This window comes from Falsihalocynthiibacter sp. S25ZX9 (assembly GCF_041205405.1).
In the GTDB taxonomy this organism is placed as follows: domain Bacteria; phylum Pseudomonadota; class Alphaproteobacteria; order Rhodobacterales; family Rhodobacteraceae; genus Falsihalocynthiibacter; species Falsihalocynthiibacter arcticus.
Genome location: NZ_JBGFCD010000009.1, coordinates 29,560 through 54,276 on the forward strand (window position 1 = coordinate 29,560; position 24,717 = coordinate 54,276).

Annotated in this window: 16 protein-coding genes, 1 tRNA gene and 4 pseudogenes; 5 read left to right on the plus strand and 16 right to left on the minus strand. The window is 53.0% G+C overall.

Going from position 1 to position 24,717, the window contains the following annotated elements:
- Window positions 1–100: 100 nt before the first annotated feature.
- The 6 genes from AB9F29_RS11470 to AB9F29_RS11495 all read right to left on the minus strand — a co-directional run bounded on the left by AB9F29_RS11470 (window position 101) and on the right by AB9F29_RS11495 (window position 9,812).
- The gene (locus AB9F29_RS11470) at window positions 101–1,018 is read right to left on the minus strand and encodes a DMT family transporter (protein WP_369755784.1); all 918 of its coding nucleotides are present in this window, start codon (window positions 1,016–1,018) and stop codon (window positions 101–103) included.
- 18 nt (window positions 1,019–1,036) lie between these two features.
- On the minus strand, window positions 1,037–2,080 hold the full coding sequence (queG, locus tag AB9F29_RS11475; RefSeq protein ID WP_369755785.1) for a tRNA epoxyqueuosine(34) reductase QueG: 1,044 nt from the start codon (window positions 2,078–2,080) through the stop codon (window positions 1,037–1,039).
- Window positions 2,077–2,742 (minus strand): glutathione S-transferase family protein, encoded by a 666-nt coding sequence (locus tag AB9F29_RS11480; protein WP_039003248.1) that lies wholly within the window; start codon window positions 2,740–2,742, stop codon window positions 2,077–2,079. Before AB9F29_RS11480 ends, queG begins: the two co-directional genes overlap by 4 nt.
- A 53-nt stretch (window positions 2,743–2,795) precedes the next feature.
- Window positions 2,796–3,491: a monofunctional biosynthetic peptidoglycan transglycosylase gene (gene mtgA, locus AB9F29_RS11485; protein ID WP_369755786.1), complete on the minus strand. Its 696-nt coding sequence runs from the start codon at window positions 3,489–3,491 to the stop codon at window positions 2,796–2,798.
- Between the two features lie 175 nt (window positions 3,492–3,666).
- On the minus strand, window positions 3,667–8,202 hold the full coding sequence (gltB, locus tag AB9F29_RS11490; protein WP_369755787.1) for a glutamate synthase large subunit: 4,536 nt from the start codon (window positions 8,200–8,202) through the stop codon (window positions 3,667–3,669).
- 176 nt (window positions 8,203–8,378) lie between these two features.
- Window positions 8,379–9,812: an NAD(P)-dependent oxidoreductase gene (locus AB9F29_RS11495; protein ID WP_335586125.1), complete on the minus strand. Its 1,434-nt coding sequence runs from the start codon at window positions 9,810–9,812 to the stop codon at window positions 8,379–8,381.
- A 219-nt stretch (window positions 9,813–10,031) separates the two neighbouring features.
- On the opposite strand from AB9F29_RS11495, the gene AB9F29_RS11500 reads away from it, so the two are divergent.
- Window positions 10,032–10,835 (plus strand): undecaprenyl-diphosphate phosphatase, encoded by an 804-nt coding sequence (locus tag AB9F29_RS11500; RefSeq protein ID WP_335586124.1) that lies wholly within the window; start codon window positions 10,032–10,034, stop codon window positions 10,833–10,835.
- Here the strand turns inward: AB9F29_RS11500 and AB9F29_RS11505 are convergent.
- Window positions 10,832–11,812 carry a complex I NDUFA9 subunit family protein gene (locus AB9F29_RS11505; RefSeq protein ID WP_369755788.1) on the minus strand — a complete coding sequence of 327 codons (981 nt, stop codon included), beginning with the start codon at window positions 11,810–11,812 and terminating at the stop codon, window positions 10,832–10,834. The genes AB9F29_RS11500 and AB9F29_RS11505 overlap by 4 nt on opposite strands.
- A gap of 156 nt (window positions 11,813–11,968) precedes the next feature.
- On the opposite strand from AB9F29_RS11505, the gene AB9F29_RS11510 reads away from it, so the two are divergent.
- Both AB9F29_RS11510 and AB9F29_RS11515 read left to right on the plus strand, forming a co-directional pair.
- Window positions 11,969–12,054: transfer RNA gene (locus AB9F29_RS11510), tRNA-Leu, on the plus strand.
- A gap of 580 nt (window positions 12,055–12,634) precedes the next feature.
- Window positions 12,635–13,271 (plus strand): annotated as a pseudogene (locus tag AB9F29_RS11515) (IS6 family transposase).
- A 680-nt stretch (window positions 13,272–13,951) separates the two neighbouring features.
- Here the strand turns inward: AB9F29_RS11515 and AB9F29_RS11520 are convergent.
- The 8 genes and pseudogenes from AB9F29_RS11520 to AB9F29_RS11555 form a co-directional block, all read right to left on the minus strand.
- Window positions 13,952–14,338: a YciI family protein gene (locus AB9F29_RS11520; protein WP_369755789.1), complete on the minus strand. Its 387-nt coding sequence runs from the start codon at window positions 14,336–14,338 to the stop codon at window positions 13,952–13,954.
- Between the two features lie 20 nt (window positions 14,339–14,358).
- Window positions 14,359–15,654 (minus strand): TRAP transporter large permease, encoded by a 1,296-nt coding sequence (locus AB9F29_RS11525; protein ID WP_369755790.1) that lies wholly within the window; start codon window positions 15,652–15,654, stop codon window positions 14,359–14,361.
- Window positions 15,655–15,671: 17 nt separating this feature from the next.
- Window positions 15,672–16,220 carry a TRAP transporter small permease subunit gene (locus AB9F29_RS11530; RefSeq protein WP_369755791.1) on the minus strand — a complete coding sequence of 183 codons (549 nt, stop codon included), beginning with the start codon at window positions 16,218–16,220 and terminating at the stop codon, window positions 15,672–15,674.
- On the minus strand, window positions 16,220–17,278 hold the full coding sequence (locus tag AB9F29_RS11535) for a C4-dicarboxylate TRAP transporter substrate-binding protein (RefSeq protein WP_369755792.1): 1,059 nt from the start codon (window positions 17,276–17,278) through the stop codon (window positions 16,220–16,222). Before AB9F29_RS11535 ends, AB9F29_RS11530 begins: the two co-directional genes overlap by 1 nt.
- 108 nt (window positions 17,279–17,386) lie before the next feature.
- Window positions 17,387–18,232, minus strand: a complete 846-nt coding sequence (locus AB9F29_RS11540; RefSeq protein ID WP_369755793.1) for a hypothetical protein — start codon at window positions 18,230–18,232, stop codon at window positions 17,387–17,389.
- Between the two features lie 50 nt (window positions 18,233–18,282).
- Entirely contained in the window at window positions 18,283–19,146 is an 864-nt protein-coding gene (locus AB9F29_RS11545) for a fumarylacetoacetate hydrolase family protein (protein WP_369755794.1), read from the minus strand.
- A gap of 213 nt (window positions 19,147–19,359) precedes the next feature.
- Window positions 19,360–19,590: pseudogene (locus tag AB9F29_RS11550) on the minus strand (hypothetical protein); the annotation flags it as partial.
- Window positions 19,584–19,721: pseudogene (locus AB9F29_RS11555) on the minus strand (IS3 family transposase); the annotation flags it as partial. The pseudogenes AB9F29_RS11555 and AB9F29_RS11550, both read right to left, overlap by 7 nt.
- 275 nt (window positions 19,722–19,996) lie before the next feature.
- Between AB9F29_RS11555 and AB9F29_RS11560 the strand changes: the two are divergent.
- The gene (locus AB9F29_RS11560) at window positions 19,997–20,701 is read left to right on the plus strand and encodes an SIMPL domain-containing protein (RefSeq protein WP_369755795.1); all 705 of its coding nucleotides are present in this window, start codon (window positions 19,997–19,999) and stop codon (window positions 20,699–20,701) included.
- A 183-nt stretch (window positions 20,702–20,884) separates the two neighbouring features.
- A pseudogene (locus tag AB9F29_RS11565) lies at window positions 20,885–21,939 on the plus strand (amidohydrolase).
- A 321-nt stretch (window positions 21,940–22,260) separates the two neighbouring features.
- Here the strand turns inward: AB9F29_RS11565 and gyrB are convergent.
- Window positions 22,261–24,678, minus strand: coding sequence for a DNA topoisomerase (ATP-hydrolyzing) subunit B (gene gyrB / locus AB9F29_RS11570; RefSeq protein ID WP_335586953.1), 2,418 nt, complete (start codon window positions 24,676–24,678; stop codon window positions 22,261–22,263).
- Between the last annotated feature and the right edge of the window lie 39 nt (window positions 24,679–24,717).

Below are 24,717 nucleotides of genomic sequence, written 5' to 3' on the forward strand. Positions count from 1 at the left end.
TTAAAGAGGACTTCACCAATGACGAATCAGCGAGCGGCAGGGGCCTCACCCTTGGGTGCCGAGTAAGTCATGCCGGATACTCTGTCAATTGTCCTGAGGATTAAAGCGGGCCCGTAACTTTGCGCTGCTGGGCACGTTTCAAACCAAGATGCCGCTCTCGAAGGATAATCGCGACCCCCGCCGCCATAACCAAGCCAGCACCAGAGAGCATGATGGTCGTTGGCACTTCGTCAAACAAAAAATACCCGACAAGCAGCGCCATTATCATCGATGAATACTCAAAGGGAGCCACAAGAGATGCATCAGACAAGCGGTAACTGGAGGTGAGGAATATCTGACCGAACCCGCCAAGAATACCCGCGAGAACAAGGAAGACGAGGCTCCATGCACTGGGCCAAACCCACCCAAACGGAATCGTAAAAAGCGACAGAATTGTGGCGGTAATCGAGAACCAAAAGACCACTGCACTCGTGCGCTCGGTCCGAACCAATTTCCGAATAAACACCTGTGCTAGAGCCGCAAAACACGCCCCCATGAGAACCAGAAGCGCACCGAGCGCCTCCTTCTCTGCAAGGCCATTCCCCAAGGTGGAAAAACGTGGCGACAGGACGATCATAACGCCGACCATCCCGACGAACACCGCCGACAAACGAAAGACGCCGACCTGTTCGCCCAAAAACATTGCCGCAAAAATGACCACCAAAAGGGGGGCCGTATACCCGATCGCAGTAAATTCAGGGAGGGGAAGCAGGGTAAGCCCCGCGAAACTCAACCCCATCGCTGTCGTACCAACAAGACCGCGCCAAACATGCCCCATCGGGCTTTTGACGGTCAGACCGGTCGATAATTTCTTTTGCCAGATTAACCATACAAGAATAACGGGTAGAGCGAAAAAGGAGCGAAAGAACACGAGTTCCCCTGAGGGGACCGTCCCATTGGTCGCCTTTAAACACGAAGCCATAGCCACGAACATTGTGACCGACGCTATCTTAAAAAATATTCCTGAGAAGTGCTCCATGATTTATAGATACGGGAATTAGCTGACCATGGAAAGCCGCGCTTTGGCCCAGATTGCAGCATCCCGAACTACCGCGTCATCGTCCGATAAAAGTGGCTCTATTGCGGGCCTAAAGCGTGTTTCTCCGCTATTCCCGATGGCATAGAGAACATTGCGAATGAACCTATTACGCCCTATCCGCTTAATAGGTGAGCCGGAAAATTTTTCCCGAAATTGCGTGTCGGTGAGCGTCACGAGTACGTCCAATGGAGGGGCAATCAGGTCGTCCTTGGCGGCGTAACGTAGTTCCTGCGCCTCGACTGCAAATTTATTCCAGGGGCAAGCCGCAAGGCAATCATCACAACCATAGATATGGTTACCCATGAGGGCGCGAAGTTCTTCGTCCACGGGTCCGTGATGTTCAATGGTCAGATAGGAAATGCAGCGCCGCGCATCCAGTTGGAAAGGCGCAGGAAAGGCCTTGGTCGGGCAAGCATCAAGACAAGACGTGCAAGAGCCACAGTTTTCACGCACGGGGGAATCCACAGGTAGCTCAATCGTTGTAAAGATAGCGCCTAGAAAAAACCAACTCCCAAGATCACGGGACAGAAGATTGGTGTGTTTCCCTTGCCAACCCAGCCCCGCAGAGGCAGCGAGCGGCTTTTCCATAACAGGGGCCGTATCGACAAACACCTTGATTTGGGCGTCGGGATCCTGCTCCATAAGCCATCTTCCCACACGTTTGAGCCGCTTTTTAACAATATCATGGTAGTCGCGATTTTGCGCATAGACACTAATCGCACCGCAATCACGCTTGCTCAAAACGTCGCGCGGATCATGCGTTTGGGTATAGGGTTCCGCCAACATAATGACGCTTTTCGCCTCAGGCCAGAGGGCATCGGGGGCGCCCCGCCAATGCATGCGCTCCGCCATCCAGCTCATTTGCCCATGGCGTTCCTTGCTGACGAATGCTTCCAATCGCGCGGCGATTTCAGGGATCGAATCCGGGCGGCAAACGCCCATTTGGGCGAACCCTTCGATCTTGGTTTGCGCGGTGAGTTTTTCTTTGAGCAGGGCGCTCAAAAATCAAGGTCCGTGTAATGTGCGGGTGGCGGGAAACCTGGCACTTGGTCGGCGAGAATACTGCGAAATGCGGGGCGCGACTTAATTTTTGCATACCACGTTTTTACGTTGTCATTCCGATTCCAGTCGACGTCCGAAATATAGTCTAATGCAGACAAATGTGCCGCCGCCGCGAAGTCTGCGAGGGACATGGCATCCCCTGCAAGCCAGCGCCTTTGGTCCAATATCCACCCCATGTAGTCGAGGTGATACTTAATATTGCGCGCGCCTGCCTTTACGTTTGCACTGTCCGGATATCCTTGCGCCATGACCTTTTTATTGACCCGCTCGTACAGCAACTTTGAGGTGACTTCATGATGGAATTTATCATCAAACCAACTCACCATCCGGCGCACTTCAAACCGCTCCACGGCACCTTTTGGTAAAAGGCTCGGCGTTGGGTGGGTCTCTTCAATATACTCGCAAATCGCCGAACTCTCGGCCATCATCATCCCGTCCATTTTTAGAACCGGCACCTTGGCTGCGGGGTTGCGACGCAAGAACTCGCCGTCCTTTTCCCAGTACCGTTCCTCGACCAACTCTACTTCAAGTTTTTTTTCGGCCAAGCTTAGGCGTACCTTGCGGCAAAAAGGCGAGAGCGGGGAATGGAATAGTCGGATCATAATAGGTCACTCAAGATAGTTTCCCCCTTAACTGCCGTGAATCTGTCCAAAATTCAACCTTCGAAACACGCAGAGCGACCGTCTGCTTTGATTGTCGCGGCTCCGTCGGCGATACTGCGCGCATGTTTGCTCAGCCAAGTTGTCGGCTTGCTTGCCGAACGCCCTTTAGGGTTGGGAAGGACAGCCGCAAGGAGGCTCGCCTGAGTTGCCGTCAACTCCGAAGGCGTTTTCCCGAAGTAGTGATGGGCGGCGGCGTCCACGCCAAAAACACCTTCGTCAAACTCGGCTATATTCAAGTAAACTTCGACGATGCGTTTCTTAGTCCACACGGCCTCAACTGCGGGGGTCAAGCCCGCTTCGAGAACTTTGCGAACCCAGCTTCTCCCGTGCCAAAGATAAACATTTTTCACCACTTGTTGTGAAATCGTCGACGCGCCCCGCGTGCTGCCTGAATCTAGTGCCGCGCGGATGGCTGTCATATCAAAACCCCAGTGGTTACAGAAGTTTGCGTCTTCGGCCGCGACGACACTGCGCGCCATATGCGGGGAGACATTTTCGATAGCAATCCATGCCCGATCAATGCCACCAAGCCGTCGCGCTTCGGACAAAATATACGGTGTCGTCGGCGGGCTAATGACGGAATAGACAATCACCCCAAAGGCCAAGAAGCCAAGAGCCGCAAATACAGCGCGACGTATCCACCGACGGACAAATTGAACTGGTTGAAACCGTGGCCCCGATTCGCGCATGGCTTTTTCCACCTGCTTCTCACGGGTCTCGGGCTTGTTTGCTGCCCGTTTGACTGGTTTCTTTTTTGCTTTTCTGACCACAAAAGACACTGAGCATGCACAATCAAAATGGTCAAGTCATACGCACAAAAAAGCCGAGCATGATGGCCCGGCTTTTTTTATTCTAGTGTCGCGTTTAGGCGATTGCCGCGCTCGATTCATCACTCAAAGGATGCGGTATATGGACCAACATTTCTTTGGGACAAATCTGCAGGAATCTCGTTTTCTCAAGCTCCCAATGCTGCAAAATATCCGCACCTTTTTGGCTGCCCGTTTCCTTAACATGGCGTTCGATCAGCGCCTTGAGTTGATCCTGCCAATACTCAACGGTCACAGGACAAGTCACGAGCGTCTCCATATTCATCAGCGAATCCGCAATGCCGTTGGGATCGTAAACATAGGCCATTCCGCCAGACATCCCCGCGCCAAAGTTCGCGCCGATCTTGCCCAGAATGACGGCAACGCCACCGGTCATATATTCGCAACCGGACGCCCCACAGCCTTCGACAACGACCTTGGCGCCTGAGTTACGCACCGCAAAACGCTCACCCGCACGACCCGCAGCAAAGAGATATCCGGCGGTGGCACCGTAAAGGACGGTGTTGCCGATGATGGTATTTTGCGACGCTTCAAGCGGGCTGTTCATTGGCGGACGTACGATGATGATCCCGCCCGACAGGCCCTTTCCAACATAATCGTTTGCATCGCCGGACACCTCGATTTTGAGGCCAGGTGCCGCAAAGGCGCCTAGGGATTGCCCAGCGGAGCCGTTGAGTTTGATCGTCAGGTGATCCTCTTGCAGCGAATTCCGCATACCAAAGTTTTGGACAATGTGGCTCGACGTGCGTGTCCCAATGGTACGGTCAGTGTTTTGAACCGCATATTGAAGCTGCATTTTTTCGCCATCGTTCAAGAAGCGCGCGGCATCTTTTACGATTTCAGCGTCCAACGTATCAGGTACGAAGTTGCGCGGTTTGTTGCGATCATAGACAATCTGCGACGCCCCATCGACCGTGATCAACAGGGGGTTAAGATCGAGATCATCAAGATGCGCGGACCCACGAGAAACCTGCGAGAGCAAATCCGCGCGACCAATCACTTCATCCATGCTGCGCGCCCCGATGCTCGCGAGGATTTCGCGCACTTCTTGGGCGTAGAATGTGATGAGGTTCACGACCTTATCCGCCGTTCCATCGAATTTCTTACGCAGGTCTTCGTCTTGGGTACAGACACCAACAGGACAGGTATTCGACTGGCATTGACGCACCATAATACAGCCCATCGCAATCAAGGCCGCGGTGCCGATACCGTATTCTTCGGCACCCATCATCGCGGCCATAACCACGTCACGCCCGGTGCGAAGTCCGCCATCGGTGCGCAAAGTTACCCGCTCGCGCAGGTTGTTCATCGCAAGAACTTGGTGCGCCTCAGTAAGGCCCATTTCCCACGGCAAACCCGCATATTTGATCGAGGTCGCAGGTGAAGCGCCCGTGCCGCCATTGTGACCCGAAATCAGGATGATATCGGCTTTGGCTTTAGCAACACCTGCCGCAATTGTCCCAACACCCGATGCCGCAACCAGTTTCACAGTTACTTTGCAGCGTGGGTTGATTTGCTTGAGGTCGTAGATCAGTTGTGCCAAATCCTCGATGGAATAGATATCGTGGTGTGGCGGCGGCGAAATCAGGGTCACGCCTTTTGTCGAGTGACGCAAGCGCGCAATAAGGTCGGTCACTTTCATGCCCGGCAATTGGCCGCCCTCGCCCGGTTTTGCACCCTGCGCAACTTTGATTTCAAGCTCTTCGCATTGGTTCAAATATTCTGCGGTTACGCCAAAACGACCCGAAGCCACCTGTTTGATCTTCGCAGACGGATTGTCGCCATTTGCCTCAGGTACAAAGTGCGCTGGATCTTCGCCACCCTCGCCCGAATCCGATTTAGCTCCGATACGGTTCATCGCGACATTGAGGGTTTTGTGGGCCTCAGGGCTTAGTGCGCCAAGGGACATGCCCGGTGTGACAAAGCGTTTGCGAATGGCCGTAATGCTTTCAACTTCCTCAATCGGAATCGCTGCGCCCATCGGCTGAATTGCCAGTAGATCGCGCAAGTGGATTGGTGGGTTAGACCGCATTTTGGCCGAATATTGCTGCCAAATTTCATAGGACGCCCGCGCACAAGCGGCCTGAAGCATATGCATGCTTTGCGCTTCCCATGCGTGGGTTTCACCGCTTGCACGGGCTTTGTAAAAACCACCAATTGGCAAGATGTCGCTGCCACCAAGCCAGCCTAAAGCATGGACCTTTTCAGATTTATGCTGAATGCCCGACACACCAATTCCAGAGATCCGGCTTGTCAGACCGGGGAAAAACTCGGCAACCATAGCGCGTGAAAGGCCCACAGCTTCAAAATTCAATCCGCCGCGATAGGAGGAAATCACAGAGATCCCCATCTTGGCCATAATCTTGAGAAGACCCGCATCAATTGCACCGCGATAGCGTGCAACCGCCTCGGAAAGCGTGCAATCAATCAGACCGCGCTCAATACGATCCGCAAGGGAATCTTCCGCCAAATACGCGTTCACAACCGTGGCACCGCAGCCGATAAGTACGGCAAAATAATGTGGGTCGATACACTCTGCCGACCGCACCGAGATCGAACAGAACGTCCGAAGACCTTTGCGGGTCAAACCAGAATGGACCGCAGATGTTGCGAGGATCATCGGCATTGCCACGCGGGCTTCGCCTTGGGCCATATCCGAAAGAACGATATGCGCGCCACCTGACCGCACAGCGTCTTCGGCTTCGGCGCGAATCCGAGTCAGGCCTGCACTCAACGCGTTTGCCCCAGCATTCACAGGGAAAGTACAATCGATCACCACGACGTCTTTGCCCAGATGTTCAATCAATCCATCGAATTGCGCATTGCCCAAGAACGGGCTGTCGAGCACCAGAATCTCGGTCTGGCTAGAGTCTTCGTCCAACACATTTTTGAGATTTCCAAACCGCGTTTTGAGGCTCATTACGCGATACTCGCGCAGGGAATCAATCGGCGGGTTTGTCACTTGCGAGAAGTTTTGACGGAAGAAATGGCTTAACGGACGGTATTTCTCGGACAGAACGGCACTCGGGGTGTCATCGCCCATTGAGGCAATCGCTTCTTTGGCATCTTCGGCCATAGGTTGAAGAATTTGCTCCAACTCCTCAATGGTATAGCCCGCCGCGATTTGACGCTTGCGCAGGTCTGCACCCGCAAAAACAGCCACCTCGGTTTTGTGCGCAAGTTCGTCTTCCATGTTGGTAATTTTTTGCACCCATTCGCCGAAAGGCTGGCTTGCGGCGAGCTGATCTTTGATGGCTGTATCGTGGTACAAAAGCCCGTCTTGCATATCGACGGCAATAATTTGACCCGGACCCAAAGCGCCTTTTTCGACAACACTTGCCTCGTCAATCGGAATCATACCAGCCTCGGAGCCGGCAATCAAAAGGCCATCTCCTGTCACCACATAGCGCATGGGCCGCAAACCGTTGCGATCCAAACCAGCGCAAACCCAGCGGCCATCGGTCATTGCAAGCGCGGCGGGGCCGTCCCATGGCTCCATAACTGAGTTGCAATAGGAATACATATCGCGCCACGCGTCGGGCAGCTCAATCGCTTGCTGGCTCCAGCTTTCTGGAATCAACATTGTTTTGGCCATCGGCGCATTGCGCCCTGCACGGACCATAACCTCAAACACGGAATCAAGGGCGGCGGAATCCGACGATCCAGCGGGAATGATCGGCTTGATATCCTCGGCCATATCGCCAAAGGCACTCGAAGCCATGCGTATTTCGTGGCTTTTCATCCAGTTGACGTTGCCCCGAAGCGTGTTGATTTCGCCATTGTGCGCAAGCATGCGGAACGGCTGTGCCAACCACCATTGGGGGAATGTATTGGTCGAATACCGTTGATGGTAAATCGCGAAGGCACTCTCAAAACGGGTGTCTTCAAGATCGGGGTAAAACACGCTGACTTGCTCCGCCAACATCATGCCTTTGTAGATCACAGACCGACAGGACAGCGAGCAAATATAGAGCGATGGAACCTGCGCCGCGAGGGCCGCTTTCTCGATCCGACGACGGATAACATAAAGCTCGCGCTCAAAGGTTTCCTCATCAACGCCCTTAGAGTTGCTGATCAAAATCTGCTCAATCTCAGGGCGGGTTGTGTTGGCTTTTTCACCCAAACACGAGATATTCACGGGAACATGGCGCCAACCATAGATGTAGTAGCCCATCCGCAGAACTTCGCTTTCAACGATTGTGCGGCAGGTTTCTTGGGCCCCGAAGTTGGTGCGCGGCAAGAACACCATGCCCACAGCGATCTGTTGCCCAGCTTTGGGTTCGTGTCCTGTGCGGCGGATTTGATCCTCAAAGAATGTAGTGGGGATTTGCACGTGAATACCCGCGCCATCGCCAGTTTTCCCGTCCGCATCCACAGCGCCACGGTGCCAAATCGCACGCAACGCTTTGATGCCATTATCAACGACAGACCGCGAGGGCTTGCCGTCAATGGACACCACAAGGCCAACCCCGCAGGAGGAATGTTCGTCTTCCTCGGAGTACATGCCATTTTCAGCCATCCATTGGCGTTTCGCCTCCTCGGCGGCTTTCCAGTTTTGGTCAAACTTGGTCATGTTCTCTCTCCATAATTTGCCCCGTTGGGCGCGTTCTTTTGGCAAGGATTGGCACATTTAGTCGTCGTCAAATTCGAATTTCCACGGGTCACAACAATGCCTCCATTGATAAATTACTTAGGTCAGAAAGCCGAAGCTGCGCAGGGCAGTTTCTGTCTACCAGCCCCAACAGTGCCTTACTCCGCGGCCAGAACGGCGGCGCTATTAAAGGTTTCAAGGATGTTTTCGGCCGCGTCGCGACCATCCTTAATCGCCCAAACAACAAGGCTCGCACCCCGCACAATATCCCCAACGGCATAGACCCCAGGGATGCTGGTTTCATGGGTGCGGAAATCGGCTTTGATGGTGCCCCACCGAGTTACTTCAAGCGCCTCTTCTCCCCAGAGGGTTGGCAGGTCTTCCGGTGTAAAGCCCAGCGCCGCGACCACAAGATCGGCTTGCTCGGCATAGTCCGCACCTTCGATCAACTCAGGCGATTGACGTCCAGATGCATCGGGTTTCCCAAGGCGCATTTTCTGAACGAGAACGCTTTCTACGCAATCGCCAACAAAGGCTTTGGGGGCCGACAACCACACAAATTCCACACCTTCTTCTTCGGCGTTTTGAACTTCGCGTTGGCTTCCAGGCATGTTGGCTTTGTCACGACGATACAGGCATTTCACGCTCATTGCGCCTTGGCGAATGGCTGTGCGCACACAGTCCATCGCGGTGTCGCCACCGCCAACAACAACGACGCGTTTGCCCGAGGCATTCAACTCGCCGCTTTCGTATTCAGGCACAATATCGCCGAAGCTTTTACGGTTAGACGCGGTCAAATAGTCAATCGCGCGCACAACGCCTTCCGCTCCAGAACCGGGGGCTTGGAAGTCGCGGGAATTGTAGACGCCCGTGGCAATCAAAACTGAGTCATGTTGGCCTTGGATCGCTTGGAACGTGATGTCTTCACCCACGTTGCAGTTCAAAACAAATTGAACGCCCGCGTTTTCAAGCTGGGCAATGCGCTTTGCAACAACGTCTTTTTCGAGTTTGAATCCGGGGATGCCGTAGGTCATTAGGCCTCCGGCGCGGTCATAACGATCATAGATAGTGACTTGGATGCCTTGACGGCGGAGCACATCCGCTGCGGCCAAACCGCCCGGACCAGCTCCTATAATTCCAACACTTTCTTCGCGCTCGGCTTTGGGCTGGATCGGCAGAACCCAACCATTTTCCCAAGCGGTGTCTGTTAGATATTTCTCAACGGCCCCAATAGTAACAGTACCGTGTCCAGACTGTTCAATCACACAGTTACCTTCACACAGACGGTCCTGCGGGCAAATGCGACCACAGATTTCGGGGAAAGTATTGGTGGCTTGCGACAACTCGTAGGCCTCTTGCAAACGCCCCTCGGCGGTCAACTTTAGCCAGTCGGGAATATTGTTGTGCAACGGACAGTGGTTTTGGCAAAACGGCACACCACATTGGCTACACCGGCTACTTTGCTCTGCCGCTTTTGTTTTGGCAAATTCCGCATAGATTTCGTGAAAATCTTGACTGCGCTGGTCGGCATCCCGTTTCGTGGGCATGGACCGCTCAAGCGATATGAATTTTAGCATTGGCTGTTTTGCCATGGCGAGGCCTCCAAGAAATGACACGAGCGCCTTTTTTAAGCAAAAGGGATTCAAATGAAAAGGCAGCCGTGCTGACCTTTATTCCGTTTTCTAGTCGTCGCGCAACATTTTCAGCACTACCAATTCGTATTTTAGGTCAATATCAGTTACCTAAAATACGACTTTCCTTTTATTTTCCAGCGCTTAGACTGCCCTCGTGATTCAATGGGAAAACAGACCATGAGCTTCTATCATCTTGTACTTGTGGCGATAATCCAAGGTATCACCGAGTTTTTGCCGGTTTCGTCCTCGGGTCACCTGATTCTTTTACCGAATCTTCTAAATCTTCCCGACCAAGGCCAAGCCATAGATGTGGCCGCACATATCGGCACGCTCTTTGCTGTGATCCTCTATTTTCGAACTGATGTAGCGCTGGCCTTTCGCGGATTCATACCCATGCTAATGGGTCGTCTCAACGCACCCGGTGCGAAACTCTGCTTCCTGCTCGCGGTGGCCACTGTTCCTGTCGTGATCATTGGACTGATCCTAAAGCTCACAGGCCTCGATGACGCGATGCGTAGCCTTACGGTCATTGGATGGACCATGCTCGTTTTTGGCATCGTCCTTTATGTTGCCGATCAACGCGGGGCGACCACTAAGGCAGATGGCGATTGGAATTTGCGCGATGCGATCATCATGGGCCTCTGGCAAGCGGTTGCCCTGATCCCCGGAACATCGCGTTCAGGCGCGACAATAACAGGCGCGCGTGCGCTTGGGTATAACCGCCAAGATGGCGCCAAACTGTCGATGCTCATGTCAATCCCAACGATCATTGCGTCGGGCACTCTCGCTGGCCTCGAAGTTATAAAAACCGCGGACGCATCCGTTGCCTTAGACGGAGCGATTGTCGTGGTGCTTTCCTTCGTAACAGCCCTTTTGGCACTGACCCTGATGATGCGCCTTTTGCGCAGCACAAGCTTCACACCCTACGTGATTTACCGCATAGGGCTGGGCCTTGGCCTCCTCTGGATTGCCTACACTTAAGCTTTGAGGTTTTTCGCTGAATCGCGGATATCGTCGAACTGACCATCAGGACGAAAGCGCCACAGGTAGCTCGGCATAATCGCATCCATATTTGTCGGGGTGATGTTCAGGTCGGAAAAACCCTTCGCACCCTCTTCAACGATGTTATCTGATCGCAAGCTTTTGACTTGATCGCGCGTCAGGATACCGTTGCGCACAAGCCCAAGGGACACCGCTTGGGTGAAATCCAAAAGACCAGCAATGATACTGCCCGCAAAGAAGGGTTTGTTCACGATCAAACGGCGACGATGCACAACCGCGAGAACCTTCTCGACGATCAGGCGCAAGGTCATAATGTCCGGTCCACCAAGTTCGTAGACACCTGATTTTCCTTGCAGAATAGCCACTTCCGCAGCGGTCGCGACGTCATCCACGAAAACAGGCTGAAACTTTGTCGTCGCGCCAACGAGTGGCAAGATCGGTCCAAGCCGCGACATGAAGGCGAATTTATTGAGGAAACCATCCTCGGCACCGAAAATAACCGAAGGGCGCAAAATAGTGGCTGTCGGGAAATGCTCCAGCACCTCAACCTCGCCCTGCCCTTTGGTCTGCGAGTATTCGGAGGCGGCTTCCAAATCGGCACCGATGCTAGAAAGATGCACAAGAGATGCAATCCCTTGCTCGGTTGCTATACGCGCCACTCGACCGGCGGATTGTGCGTGAATCGTGCCAAACTTATTGCGGCTCGTTTCTGCAAGGATGCCAACGCAATTCACAACAGCATCAGCACCAAGCATAACCGCTGCAACAGAAGCATCGTCGCGCACGTTACACAAAACAGGCTCAACCTGACCAACGGCCCCAAAAGACTTTACAAACAACGCCTCGTTGGGACGTCGTACGGCAACGCGCACACGCCAACCAGCTTTGGCCATCCGGCGCGCAATGTAGCGGCCAACGAATCCGGATCCGCCGTAAATAGTGACAAGTTTAGACATGGTTGGCCTCCAACAAAACAGTTCTATTGCCTCAATACATTCCCAGACGCACCGGAACAAGCGGGTATCGCGTCGCAGGATGAATGCAGCGTAAATCCCCACGATTTCCGTTGACAGCCTGCCCTCGCCCCGTTAATCCCCACGGCTACGACACCTGCCCAGGTGGCGGAATGGTAGACGCGCCAGCTTCAGGTGCTGGTGTCTGTATGGACGTGGAGGTTCGAGTCCTCTCCTGGGCACCATTATTGCAGACAGTGTCTATTAATTCCATTGAGTTATGCGCGTCTCGTTCGCAGCAGCCCCATCTTTAACCCCACAGGGGAAATTTGTTTCCCATTCATCCCCACACCTTCCGAGGTTAACCAGCGATTAGGCCGCTCAATGCGGTCAAGAAGTAGCCACTTGCCGCATTCACCGGGCAAACCTCGCATTGACCTGATAGTCTGACACCGCATCACAACGCCCCCAAAGCGAACGTTTATGTATCACGCAGAATTTGACCATCCCCAAGATTCGTAATATCGCCGCCGCTCGGCAACTGGGGACTAATACAGATAAATCATGCTCCAGCGGTGAGTGACTGCATCTACCTAAAGATTATTTGGGCGGGCTGCGGCAACGGAAATTTGGATCAAAAATATTTAGGCGTTTTGCTTTTGGCAGCGTCTGTGCATAAAATTGCGGCTCGCTCGGGAAGAATCGTAATTCGGCGACCAATTGAACCTCACCGCATTGCAGACAAATGTGCGGCACCCAGAGTACAAAGATCAAAAGCTTTGTCATGTTTTTGACGCGCCTCGTCTGCAACCAGAGCAATCCCTCATGATCAGCTACGCTTCACAACCTCGCCTAAAGGGCTTCCGTTTCCCTCGATCCATCATCTCCCATGCCATCTGGGCGAACCATCGGCTTATCCTGAGCCAGCACGATGTTGAAGATTTGTTGGCTAAACTGGGCATAATCGTCTCGTATGAAAGCTTCCGCACCTGCTGCCAGCGGTTCGGAACGCAGATAGCGGGCAAGATCTGTCGGGATCGCCAGGTTCCTGCCCACAAATGGCACCTCGACGAGGTCGTGATTTCAATTCGAGGGCGAAAACATTGGCTTTGGTGAGCGGTCGACACCCATGGCAACGTACAGGAAATCCTGATGCAAAGCCGTAGAAATGCTCATGCTGCCAAGCGTTTCCTGATGAAGTTGATGAAGCTATGGCGTGGCCGCCCGTGACCTTTGCCCAAGCGTCGATCATCGTTCCCACAAGGGGTGGAACAACCTATCCGAGGCGTCGCATCGACACACGCAACGAAGAGAAAAGATCATGGGGCGTTTCAAATCCCCACGCTAGGCGCAAAGATTTCTATCCGTCCACGATCAGACCGCCACCATCTTCTGCCCAAAGCGTGCCCGCCTTAGCGCTGCATCCTACCGCCAATCTCGGGCTGACGCGTTCAGCCTGTAGAACAACTATGCGGCCAAAATGGCTGGCTGAACGGCGCGGGGGGCTTGGTCACGACATAACAACCAGACAAAGCTATCATGCGTCGCCTCTTTTGCTCAGCCGAGAACTGCGGCGTGTGAAAATCCCATTGTATGACGTCCCTCAAGGGCCATCACCGACTTTTGGCCATATCTCAAATTGTTCGAAAAGGCCCGAAACGCAATCGGGACACGACCATTTATATTTTGCCCTACTAAACTTCCGATAGTTTATCCATGGAGCTCAGGCTGGCCCTGCATTCTTCGACAAGTTTGGTAATACGCGATGAATTCTTTAACGCTTTCATCTACGATGTTACCTGCTTCGTCGATCATTTCCGGCGCCTTAAAGGAAATATAGGCTTCTCTCGGAAACACATGCACGCCCAGAATGGCAAGTATCTGTCGCAGATGCTGTTGTGCGACTGCGATCCCGATAGCGCCCAGCGAGGTGCGGTCATTGCAACGACCTTGTCACGTCAAATGTTGTCCTTGGGTAGTTTTGGTCCCCCGTCAATCGCGTTCTTCAAAACGCCGAGTATAGAACGATTGTATTCACCTGGTACGTTACACACCGCATCCTCGCTGGAAATTGCAGTAAGGAATGCCTTTACAGAGGAAGGGCGATCCGGCTCTTCCTCTGCATCTTTCTGGGATTATAGCTTAATCCAGTCGAAATTTTCCCGTCGAGTAATCGAGCCTGACAGATACGCTGCCTTCGTTGAGCATCCACGGCCGTACCGTGAAGCTGCGCGCACCACTTTTATGCATCGGATCACTTTCGGCGATCTCTCGTGCGTGGGCCAGCGACTTGGCACGGATCACAAACATTCCTTCACCGTGCCATGTCGTCTCATCGTCATCCCAGAGCGGGCCTGCCGCAAACATACGTCCTGATTTCTCCATCTCGACTTGATGCTCGAGGTGCGGGCCGAGATTTTCCATCACTGGCCCGATCCCGTTCGTGGGCGTCGTCATGACCACATAGAGATCCTTGTGGAGCATGCCTGTGGACGCTGCCTTGATTTGGGGTTTGGTCGGATTGGTCATTATTAGAGTCTCCTTTTTGATCAGTGGACGCCGGGCAATAACCCGGTCGCAATAAACGGAAAGACGATGACGAGGATCAGCACCAGAAGCATCATCAGCGCGAAGGGAGCGGCGCCTATGAAGATGTCGCCAAGCGTGATGGATTTGTCGTCAAGCGTCGCCTTGATCACGTAAACGGAAATACCGAACGGGGGCGTTAGCAATCCGATTTCAACAGCCAATACTGTGACGATGCCAAACCAGACCAGATCGATGTTCATGGCGGTAATCACTGGTAACATCAGCGGTACGAGGATCAACATGATCGACGAACTGTCCAAGATCATGCCGAACGCAATCACGACCAGCACATAGATTCCGATCAAAGCCCAGAACCCTAGTTCAGCAGTGGTAATCAGTTGCCCGAAGCCCGCAGGCAGACCCGAAAATGCCAGCATCCGTGAATACATCTGGGCCGCGACGATCAGAAAACAGATCGAAGCCGTCACCAGTCCAGTATCGACAAGCACGGTCCAGGTATCACGAAGTGAAAGTCGTCGCTTGATCAAGGCCAGAGCAAATGCACCGATAGCGCCCATCGCACCTGCCTCGACCGGTGTGAAAAACCCTGCATAGATGCCACCGAGAACCAGAAGGATCAAAAGAACGATCGGCAGTCCCTTTTCCAGCATTTGCCGAGAGGTCAGGCCCTCTTCAAGGGCATCGTCGGGCTGACCCACGAACCCAGGAAAGAAAGTTGCCATCGCGATGATAACGGCGCCGAAGAAAACGGCGAGCAGGATACCGGGACCGATCCCGGCGATAAAGAGATCACCGATGGATTGCTCCGTCAGGATACCATAGAGGATCAGCAGCAGACTTGGCGGTATCAACATTCCAAGAACCGAACTCCCCGCCACAACGCCCACGGCAAAGCGCGGCGCATATCCATGGCGGATCATCTGTGGAACGGCGATTTTTGTGAACACCGCGGCTGAAGCAATCGAAACGCCGGTAATCGCGGCAAATATGGCATTTGCTCCTACTGTCCCGACACCCAACCCTCCACGCAGACGCCGGAATGCCTGGTTCGCAACATCAAACGCGTCACGGCCCATGCCGGATTGCGATACGACAAATCCCATCAGGACGAACAGCGGCACCACCCCAAAGAAGTAGCTTGCGATTGTATCGTTCGCAGACATAGCCAACAGTTTCGCGGCCAAGACTGGAGAGCCCTTGATTGCCCAGACGCCAACAAACGAACAGCCGATCAGCGCGATCGGGACGTACAGACCCAGCAACACGAAAAAAATCATCACCCCAAGGGAGATCATACCAATATCGAAAGGCGTCATGTTATCAGTTCCCCGCTGTGACGCCGCACAATTGACGCGATAAACTGCAAAGCCAGAACAAGGCTGCCGGTCAGCACGATCAGCTTGACCGGCCAAACGGGAGCGGTGAAATCTCCAAGAGCACCAATGAATTCGCCGCGCTCAAACGCCTTCTTAAGAATTGGCCATGTTGCGAAAACGATCACACCTGTCACGATGGCACCCGCAAGGTCGAAAATATCCAAAAGCAATTTGGCACACCGTGGGGCCAGACGTTCAAATATCGGCTGCAACGCATCAGAACGGGGAAATCGACCCGATCTGAGGGCCTGTGGTGCCTGTAGAAAAACGATGGCCACAATGGACAATGTTACCAGTTCGGGCACACCGTTGATTGGACTGTTGAAAAGATTTCGGCCCGTCACATCAGCACCGATCAGCAACATCAAGCACAGGATCAGAACTGTGCCGGCGACGTTCATCCCCTGTGTCGCACCATCAAGCAGCCGCAGAGGAAGGGGGCTGCCCCCTTCCCCGCCGGGGTCCACTGCGTCGGCAGGCAACATTATTCCTGATCCCAGTTACGAAGCGGCGTGGCACCGGCAGCGCGCATGGCGTCCATGTAGCGAGACAGTGTCGCAGATGCAGGCTTGCCCTGCCCGTCAAGTTGCGCCGCCCAGACCACAGCAGAATTTTCCATCTTGGCCGCCCAGTCCTGACGCATCTCGTCGGAGGCGGTCGTGATCGTGGCACCTGCCTCTTCCATCTTCGCGTAGGCTGTCTTCACGGCGTTTTCCAGATCGGCGAGATACCATGTTTTTGTTTCGTCCGCCGCGTCGCGCATCGCCTGCTGGACATCTTCGGGCAATCCCTCGAACCAGTCCTTGTTCGCGCAGATGCCGCCAGCATATTGCGCCCCAAGGCCGACCAAATTGATGTTTGGCGCGACCTCAAAGAGCTTTCCGGCCCATGCGCCGCCAGCAAACACGATCACGCCGTCATAAACGCCGGTCTTCAACTCGTTGTAGTAGGTGGTCATGTTGCCCGAAACGCCCACGGCACCAGTCCCGGAAAGCCAGTTCACAGCGGCACCCGGCGCAGCGATCTTGAGCCCCGCAAGATCTTGAATAGTATTCACCGGTGTCTTCGTCATAAGCATATAGTCTTCGATGCCGATGGGTCCGCCCAGATAGACGACGCCGTGTTCGGTGAAGGATTTGGTGAGTTCCGGATCTGCCTTGTTCATCTCGTCCAGCGTTTCGTTGATAAGACGAGCATTGTCACTGACGAAAGGGGCATAATAGGACACGCTTTGCAGGCTGAGCTTGTCAGGTTCGACAACAGCGTTGCAGACACCCATTTCGGCAAGCCCGGATTCGATGGTCTCTAGTTCCTCGCCCGGTCCGGCGATTGTGCCGCCATACTGCTCAATGAACGTCACATTGTTTTCACCCCCCTCAAGCCGCTTGTTGACCGCCGGAATAAACGCTTCGGGGAACATCCGAGCCCACCGGATGACGGGTGCATGACCGACAACGATAGTGGCGCTTACATCTTCGGCAAATGCGGGTGTAGTTGGCGCTATCAGGGCCAGCGTAGACAATGTCAGTAGAAGATTTTTCATTATTTCCTCCCAGAAAATATATTGTTTTTATTTTGCAACATTTTTTTGATTGCAGCTTTCGATGATATTCAGGCGGCATCCGAAGCTTTGCCCGGTGTCACAGCCCCCTCATGATCGAACTCGTAGTTGCGGACGATGTCCTCCGGCATATCCGGCCCCCAAAGATAAATGGAATCTTCGGGCGGTTAGTCTCCTCCATCCCAGTCGAAATCGGCGGAATACTCGGAATAGCTGCCCCACAGTTTTTTGACGTGGTGGAAATAGTGCGCCCCCAAGACATGCCGCCCACGTTCCAACGGCAATGGTGCAGACCCGGGCAGAAGATTTGGCAAAAGCGATCAAAGGATGGTCGGACCCGTGGATGTCGTGCATGAAAGAAATGCCATCACCAGAACGATCCGAGATACGCAGGCCCTGGGTCCGGGAATAGAATGAAATTGCCTCCGGAACCGAACGTGTGAACACGAACAAGTGGGCCAATCGGTGCGGCCTTACCGAGGACGCTTTTGATCGCTGTATGAATCCCATCTCGCTGCCAGGCACGGATTTCAGTGTGAACTCTGTTTTCTCATCAGGCGACGTCTTTTGCGCAGCTTTGACTTCGTTCAACACGCCAAGCGGATCATAGAACCATATACCATTGCTGTCCGAACCGTGTGGAGCATCGAATAGTTTGATCCCAGCGTCTTCGATCCTATTCTTGATGGGCTCGAAATCCTCTTCGAAGACCGCCAAGCTGAGGTTGTTCAACTTCTTGCGCTTGTCATCGCTCAGAGATGCCCAGCGATGGTCCGAACCAAATGTGAAGAGACCCAGCCCCTGACTTTCCTCGTGCACATCGAGCCCGAAGGAGGAATAGAAGTCCGGCGCGACCATATTGAACCTATCCATAAAATGGATCCCAAGCTCTCCAGGACGCATAGTAATGCCCGCTGTGCCAGTTATCGCTGTCATTCTCTTGTCCTCCTCATTTGGGTTTCAAGTTTTCAGCACCATTCGGACGTCTATGCGGCTTGCGCATCCTTGATCGGGTTGGACAATGTACCAAGTTGATCAATCATCACTTCGCAGACATCACCATCCTTCATGAATAACTGTGGTTTGCGCGCCAGACCGACGCCCGAGGGCGTTCCTGTGACGATGACATCGCCCGGCTCAAGCGTCATAAACTCGCTGCAAATTGAAACGATTTGCGCGGTCGAGAACACCATATCGTCGATCATGGCCTCCTGAACGACTACGCCGTTCAGGAGCGTTTTTAGTTTCAGACCAAGACAGCCCTTTGGTAACGCATCGGCGGTCACGAAATAGGGTCCGAATGCGCCGCTGTCGTCGAAATTCTTGCCTGCTGTCCACTGCGGTGATTTGAACTGATAGTCGCGGATCGACGCATCATTGAAGATTGAATATCCCGCGACATAATTCAGCGCATCTGCCTCGGACACATGGCGTGCTCTCTTGCCGATGATCGCCACCAACTCCCCCTCGTAATCCAACTGTTCGGAACACTGCGGCCGGACGATCGGGGCACCGTGGCCGATCAATGAGGAATTGAACCGGCTAAATAGAGTAGGATACTTCGGTTGTTCGAAGCCGCTTTCAGCCGAGTGATCTGCATAGTTCAACCCCACGCAGACAATCTTTTCGGGGTGTGCAACCGGCGGCAGCGCAGTTACTGCGGCCACATCGACAATCTGACCCTTGCTCAAAGCTTCTGCAGCACTCTTCATCGCGGAAGGTCCCTTGCGGATCAGCGTCAGTAAATCGCCTGGATATCCTGCATCCGTTTTCAGCAACCCGCTAAAGCCAAAATCTGTTTCAACCGCGAGTCCGTCGGTGCCGTTATCTAAGTAAACAAAGAATTTCATGTTTTGCCTCCCGATCCATTGACCTTAGGTACAGCTCGATAATCTATCTGTCAACAAATAATATATTATATGAGTATGCTCGCATAAAGGAAGGAAAGCCAAATGACCAAGCTTCAGAGCTTGACGTCCCAAGCCTTCGCCCAGATGCGATAGGATATTCAAGCGTGTCGCAAATGCCCTGGAGAATAGCTCAATATCTCTGACATTTGTGCGTCATTGGGTTTTAGTCTGGGGGGTGTTCGCGGCGCGTTGTCTATGATGCAAGCGGCGCGTTTCCAGTGTCTTGCGTTTGATCCTTTCTCGTTGTCGTAGAATGGCTTTGTCGCGCCCGAAGTAGGCGTCGGCGGGCGCGACGTTGTTTAGGCTGTCGTGATAGCGCTGATGGTTGTTATGATTGACGAAGGCTTCGATTTGGGCCTCGAGATAGCCTGGCAGAAAATAGTGTCTGCGCCGCGTAGCCCGTCCAAAACGATCCTGATCTTCTCCTCAGAAGACTACTGTTTGCGGGTGGCCCGCTTAATATCCTTGACGATCTTCTCGCCAGGACTTTTCCGTGCACCAGTTGTTTGTCTCATCTTCCACTCCTTGGTGGTTACGATGAGACAAAAACCCTGTCTTATCAAATTATCCTATTTTGACCCATAGGCGCTGACGTCAGGCAGTGTGTCACAGACAACGCGCTGCATAATGTATTGCCGCATGTGCGTCGCGGGGCTATTCCTATCTTACATCGGGCGTTAACTTTTGTTGGCCAAAAAGCGGTGCCGGATATGCAAAATGGTCCTCGACCTTTTCAGCAGCATCCTTCAACACTATCTCTTTATAAAGGCACATCAACAAAGGAAAAAATATGAAGAAGCCATTTATGATTGGCGCAACGATTTTTGCACTCGCAATACCCCTTGCAGCCCATGCTTCTGAGGAACCCAACATTGATGCCGGAACGCTTACCGTCACCGGAGAAGCGATCCAAGCTGTCGAAAACACGGCGGCGCAGGTTACATTTGGTCTACAAACCAATGGGGTGACCTCCTCAGAAGTCGTTCAGGCCAACACGGAGCTTTTGGCCACCGTCTTTGCCAGGGTTCAAAGCCTTGGGATAGATATCTCGGACTTCGAAACCGACAACATTTCTCTACGTCAGACAGCAAACCAAGAGACCGGCGCGCCGACTGGATATGAAATGAACAATAGTGTTCATATTTATGTTAGTGACATCAAAATCTTGGGGGATGTGATGACTGCCGCGACAAATGCGGGCGTGAACCGCATCGACTCTGTGCAAATGGTGCCGCAAAAAGGAACGGTGGATATGGATAAACTCCGCACCGAGGCCGCTGGGGATGCCATTTCACAAGCGCGCCTATATACAGAAGCTCTTGGCCTTGAAATCATCGGCATCCAGTCCGTAAATGAAGCTAATGGTGAGAATTACCCTGTTCCAATGCGTTCCATGTTGAAATCGGACGCCATGGAATCCATGCCCGTCGCAGGAGGAAGTTCGGATTTTTCGTCTCGTCTCAATGTTACCTATTTTGTTAGAATTGCCGACTAACTCAACCCCAAATTAAGCTACTATCATTGACTTAATCTGCAAAACGTTAGTCCGGTGATGCGCAAGGCCAAAAATAGCCGAAAAAACGGTGTTAGAACGCCCAAATATCGACGAGGCAACTGTGACACCGCCAGGAGGTGCATCGTCCGAAAGGAAGGCACTAACGAACCCTACGGTCTGATCATGGAAACCGCCTTCTTATCCATTGTTGCGGCGACGCCGACAATGTCTCCGCAAGCCGAGCTGGCTGCGACCGCGGCTGGGCAACTGCTTTATGCCGAAGCTGGTGTGACAACAGCACATGAAGGTGCAACTCATCTAGAGCGGATGAAGACAATAAACCGCGCAACCGAAGCAGGTGCCGACATAATAGATGTGATTGCATACCCGTTTATTACTGATGTTGACGCAATCCTCGAAGAGTTTCCGCTTGAAACATGGGGTAAGTACCGCGACGGCTTTAAGATCGGCGGCGTGAAGGTCACGATTGACGGCTCACCACAAGGACGGACTGCTAAGTTCAGCACGCCCTACTTGACCGGTGGACCGGGCGGCGAAGAGAACTGGTTCGGCGAGCTTACCTTCCCACAAGAGATGGTAAACGACATGGTCGCTAAAGTTTACGAAATGGGTGTACCGCTCAACCTGCATGCAGACGGCGATGGTGCTATAGATGCGTTCTTTGAGGCGCATGAAACAGCAGCTGCCGACGATTTAGGTAAGGATCGTGATGTTACAATGATCCATGCAAGTTCACTCGCCCTGACCAGATCGCAAAATTTGTGGACTACAAGATACGCCCGTCATTCTACACGCTGCACACTTACTATTTTGCGGATGCCCACGTTGCGAACCGCGGAGTTGCGCAGACAGCCTACATCAGTCCAATGCGTGACGCGATTGACGCAGGTCTGCGACCAACCAACCACACAGATTTTGTCGTCGCGCCGCTGGACCAGATGTTCATGCTCTGGTCGGCGGTTAATCGTGTGTCTCGATCCGGGGAAGTCATCGGTGAAGACCAACGCGTAACGCCAATTGAAGGCTTAAAGGCGATGACCATTTGGGATGCCGAGCAATATGGAGAAGACGACAATAAGGGATCGCTTGCGTCTGGCAAATTAGCGGATCTTGTTGTTCTTACCGCTGATCCGACTGCGGTCGATCCAATGGCCATCCGCGACATTGGTATCGTTGAGACGATCAAAGAAGGAACAACCATATATTCATCGAAATAAATGCATGTGCACCTTCTATGGGCCATTGGCGGCAGTTAAATCCATTACCGGCGAGCCCTACTTAATCCAGCAAGCGGACCTCGGAGCAAGGCGCAGCTAACGGCTCCTTTCCGCCCTTTGTGACAAATGCTGCACTTGAACATCGGGTCCTGGTTCGAAAGCATCAGCTAATTGAGCAGAAGTTTTCACTCCCACGAAGTTCTGCATAAAGTTGAAAAACACCGCCGAAAAACAGAAATTTCGCAAACGTATGCCAAATTATGGGCAATTCATGCCAAAGTATGGGGTGCGTGCCATACTACGCGCACCCCTACAACCGGGTTAAAAATCAAGGTTCTCCACATTCAACGCATTTTGCTGAATGAACTCACGTCGTGGCTCAACAACGTCGCCCATCAACTTGGTGAATAGGTCATCCGCCTCTGCCATGTCGTCGACCTTCACTTGCAGCAATATACGTGCATCTGGGTCCAAAGTGGTTTCCCAAAGTTGACCGGGGTTCATCTCGCCAAGGCCTTTATAGCGTTGAAGTGATAGACCTTTTTCGCCTTCTGAAAGGATAGCTTTTAGCAGTTCACTTGGCCCGTGAATAAGCACTTCTTTGTCTTTGCGCACCAAACGGGAGGGCTTGTCGTAAAGCTCCAAAAGGGACTCCGTGAAGGTCCCTAGTTTACGGGCCTCCCCAGAGCGCATCACGCCACCATCCAGCGTGCGAACTTCCTCAACACCGCGCAAAAGACGCGCTAAACGGATACCTTTGTCCTGGGTCGGGCGGCCTTTCCAGCCACGCTCATATTCTACTGCGATACTGTCCAGACGCGATGCAATAGCGTCTGCAACACCCTGCAGATTTTGATCGACTGCCCCCGGAACAAAAGCAGCTGCAATCGCGGCTTGCTCCAAGATATGCTGTGGGTAATGCGTTGGGAATGCTTGTAAAATCCGACGCACCTGACGAGCTTCTTCGATCACACGCCGAAGGTCAGCACCGGAAATCTCTTCTCCGGAGGCAAGGCGCAGGATGGTACCTTCAACGCCCATTTCGATTAAATAATCATCCAACGAGGCTTGGTCCTTGAGGTAAACCTCGGACTTGCCGCGTGACACTTTATAGAGGGGAGGCTGAGCAATATAAAGATAGCCACCCTCGATAAGCTCTGGCATTTGCCGATAGAAAAACGTCAGCAACAAAGTGCGAATATGTGCGCCGTCAACGTCCGCATCCGTCATAATAACGATTTTATGATAGCGCAGTTTGGAAATATTGAATTCGTCACGGCCAATGCCCGTGCCCAAAGCCATCACAAGGTTTCCGATTTCTTGACTGGCGAGCATCCGGTCAAAACGCGCCCGCTCTACATTCAAAATCTTACCCTTTAGCGGCAAAATGGCTTGTGTCATCCGATCGCGGCCCGTTTGCGCCGACCCGCCCGCAGAGTCCCCTTCCACGATGAAGATTTCGGTTTTTGAGGGGTCCTTTTCGGAGCAATCTTTGAGCTTTCCAGCCAAGAAATTCACATCCAGCGCCGTTTTGCGGCGGGTAAGATCACGCGCCTTGCGTGCGGCTTCGCGCGCCACAGCGGCCTCAACGATTTTCCCAACGACAATCTTGGCCTGAGTCGGATTTTCTTCAAACCACTCCGCGAGTTTCTCGTTCACGAGGCCTTCAACTGCGGGGCGAACTTCGGAAGACACAAGCTTATCTTTGGTCTGACTAGAGAACTTAGGATCAGGCACTTTGATCGACAACACACAGGTCAAACCTTCGCGGGCATCGTCACCCGTGAAGGAGATTTTTTCCTTTTTCGCAATCCCGCTGGTTTGAGCGTAATTGTTGATCGTACGAGTCAGAGCGCCGCGAAAACCCGCCAAATGGGTTCCGCCGTCGCGCTGGGGAATGTTGTTGGTAAAGGGCAAAACGTTTTCGTGGTAGCTATCATTCCACCACATTGCCACTTCAACGCCGATATCGTCTCTTTCGCCGACCATAAAAATAGGTTCCGGCATAATGGACGACTTGCTGCGATCCAAATATTTAACAAACTCGCGGACGCCACCATCGTAATAAAGCTCGGTGCGTAGATGTTCGACTGGTCTCTCATCTGTCAGAATAATCCGAACACCCGAATTCAAAAACGCTAGTTCGCGCAAACGCTTCTCAAGCGTCTCAAAAATGAAATCGCGGTTTGAGAACGTATCCAATGAAGCGAGGAAGCGCACTTCCGTCCCTTTACGGCCATTCGCATCGCCAACGACACGTAGATGCTCAACAGTGTCGCCATGCTCAAAGCGCGCATAATGTTCTTTTCCGTCGCGCCAAATCCGCAATTCCAGGTAGTTGGACAGCGCGTTCACCACGGAAACGCCTACGCCATGAAGGCCGCCAGAAACCTTGTATGAGTTGCTGTCAAATTTACCGCCAGCGTGTAGCTGGGTCATGATAACTTCGGCGGCCGAAACGCCTTCTTCGTCGTGTATCCCAACGGGAATTCCACGACCGTTATCGCTGACTGAAACCGAGTCATCCGCGTGAATTGTGACGTTCACGGCGTCCGCGTGGCCCGCAAGCGCTTCGTCGATGCCGTTATCGACGACTTCGTACACCATATGGTGCAAACCCGAACCATCGTCAGTGTCACCAATGTACATTCCAGGCCGTTTTCGAACAGCTTCTAAGCCCCTGAGAACTTTAATAGAATCGGCACCATATTCTTCGGGAGTCTGCGCGTTATCGGCCATTTGAGGCATCCTTCGTATTTTTGATATTTATACGTTTAT

Coding starts and splice junctions, on each gene's coding strand:
- AB9F29_RS11470 (WP_369755784.1), bottom strand. CDS start 1,018: ATGGAGCACTTCTCAGGAATATTTTTTAAGATAGCGTCGGTCACAATG.
- AB9F29_RS11480 (WP_039003248.1), bottom strand. CDS start 2,742: ATGATCCGACTATTCCATTCCCCGCTCTCGCCTTTTTGCCGCAAGGTA.
- mtgA (WP_369755786.1), bottom strand. CDS start 3,491: ATGCGCGAATCGGGGCCACGGTTTCAACCAGTTCAATTTGTCCGTCGG.
- gltB (WP_369755787.1), bottom strand. CDS start 8,202: ATGACCAAGTTTGACCAAAACTGGAAAGCCGCCGAGGAGGCGAAACGC.
- AB9F29_RS11495 (WP_335586125.1), bottom strand. CDS start 9,812: ATGGCAAAACAGCCAATGCTAAAATTCATATCGCTTGAGCGGTCCATG.
- AB9F29_RS11500 (WP_335586124.1), top strand. CDS start 10,032: ATGAGCTTCTATCATCTTGTACTTGTGGCGATAATCCAAGGTATCACC.
- AB9F29_RS11505 (WP_369755788.1), bottom strand. CDS start 11,812: ATGTCTAAACTTGTCACTATTTACGGCGGATCCGGATTCGTTGGCCGC.
- AB9F29_RS11520 (WP_369755789.1), bottom strand. CDS start 14,338: ATGACCAATCCGACCAAACCCCAAATCAAGGCAGCGTCCACAGGCATG.
- AB9F29_RS11525 (WP_369755790.1), bottom strand. CDS start 15,654: ATGATCTCCCTTGGGGTGATGATTTTTTTCGTGTTGCTGGGTCTGTAC.
- AB9F29_RS11530 (WP_369755791.1), bottom strand. CDS start 16,220: ATGTTGCCTGCCGACGCAGTGGACCCCGGCGGGGAAGGGGGCAGCCCC.
- AB9F29_RS11535 (WP_369755792.1), bottom strand. CDS start 17,278: ATGAAAAATCTTCTACTGACATTGTCTACGCTGGCCCTGATAGCGCCA.
- AB9F29_RS11540 (WP_369755793.1), bottom strand. CDS start 18,232: ATGACAGCGATAACTGGCACAGCGGGCATTACTATGCGTCCTGGAGAG.
- AB9F29_RS11545 (WP_369755794.1), bottom strand. CDS start 19,146: ATGAAATTCTTTGTTTACTTAGATAACGGCACCGACGGACTCGCGGTT.
- AB9F29_RS11560 (WP_369755795.1), top strand. CDS start 19,997: ATGAAGAAGCCATTTATGATTGGCGCAACGATTTTTGCACTCGCAATA.
- gyrB (WP_335586953.1), bottom strand. CDS start 24,678: ATGGCCGATAACGCGCAGACTCCCGAAGAATATGGTGCCGATTCTATT.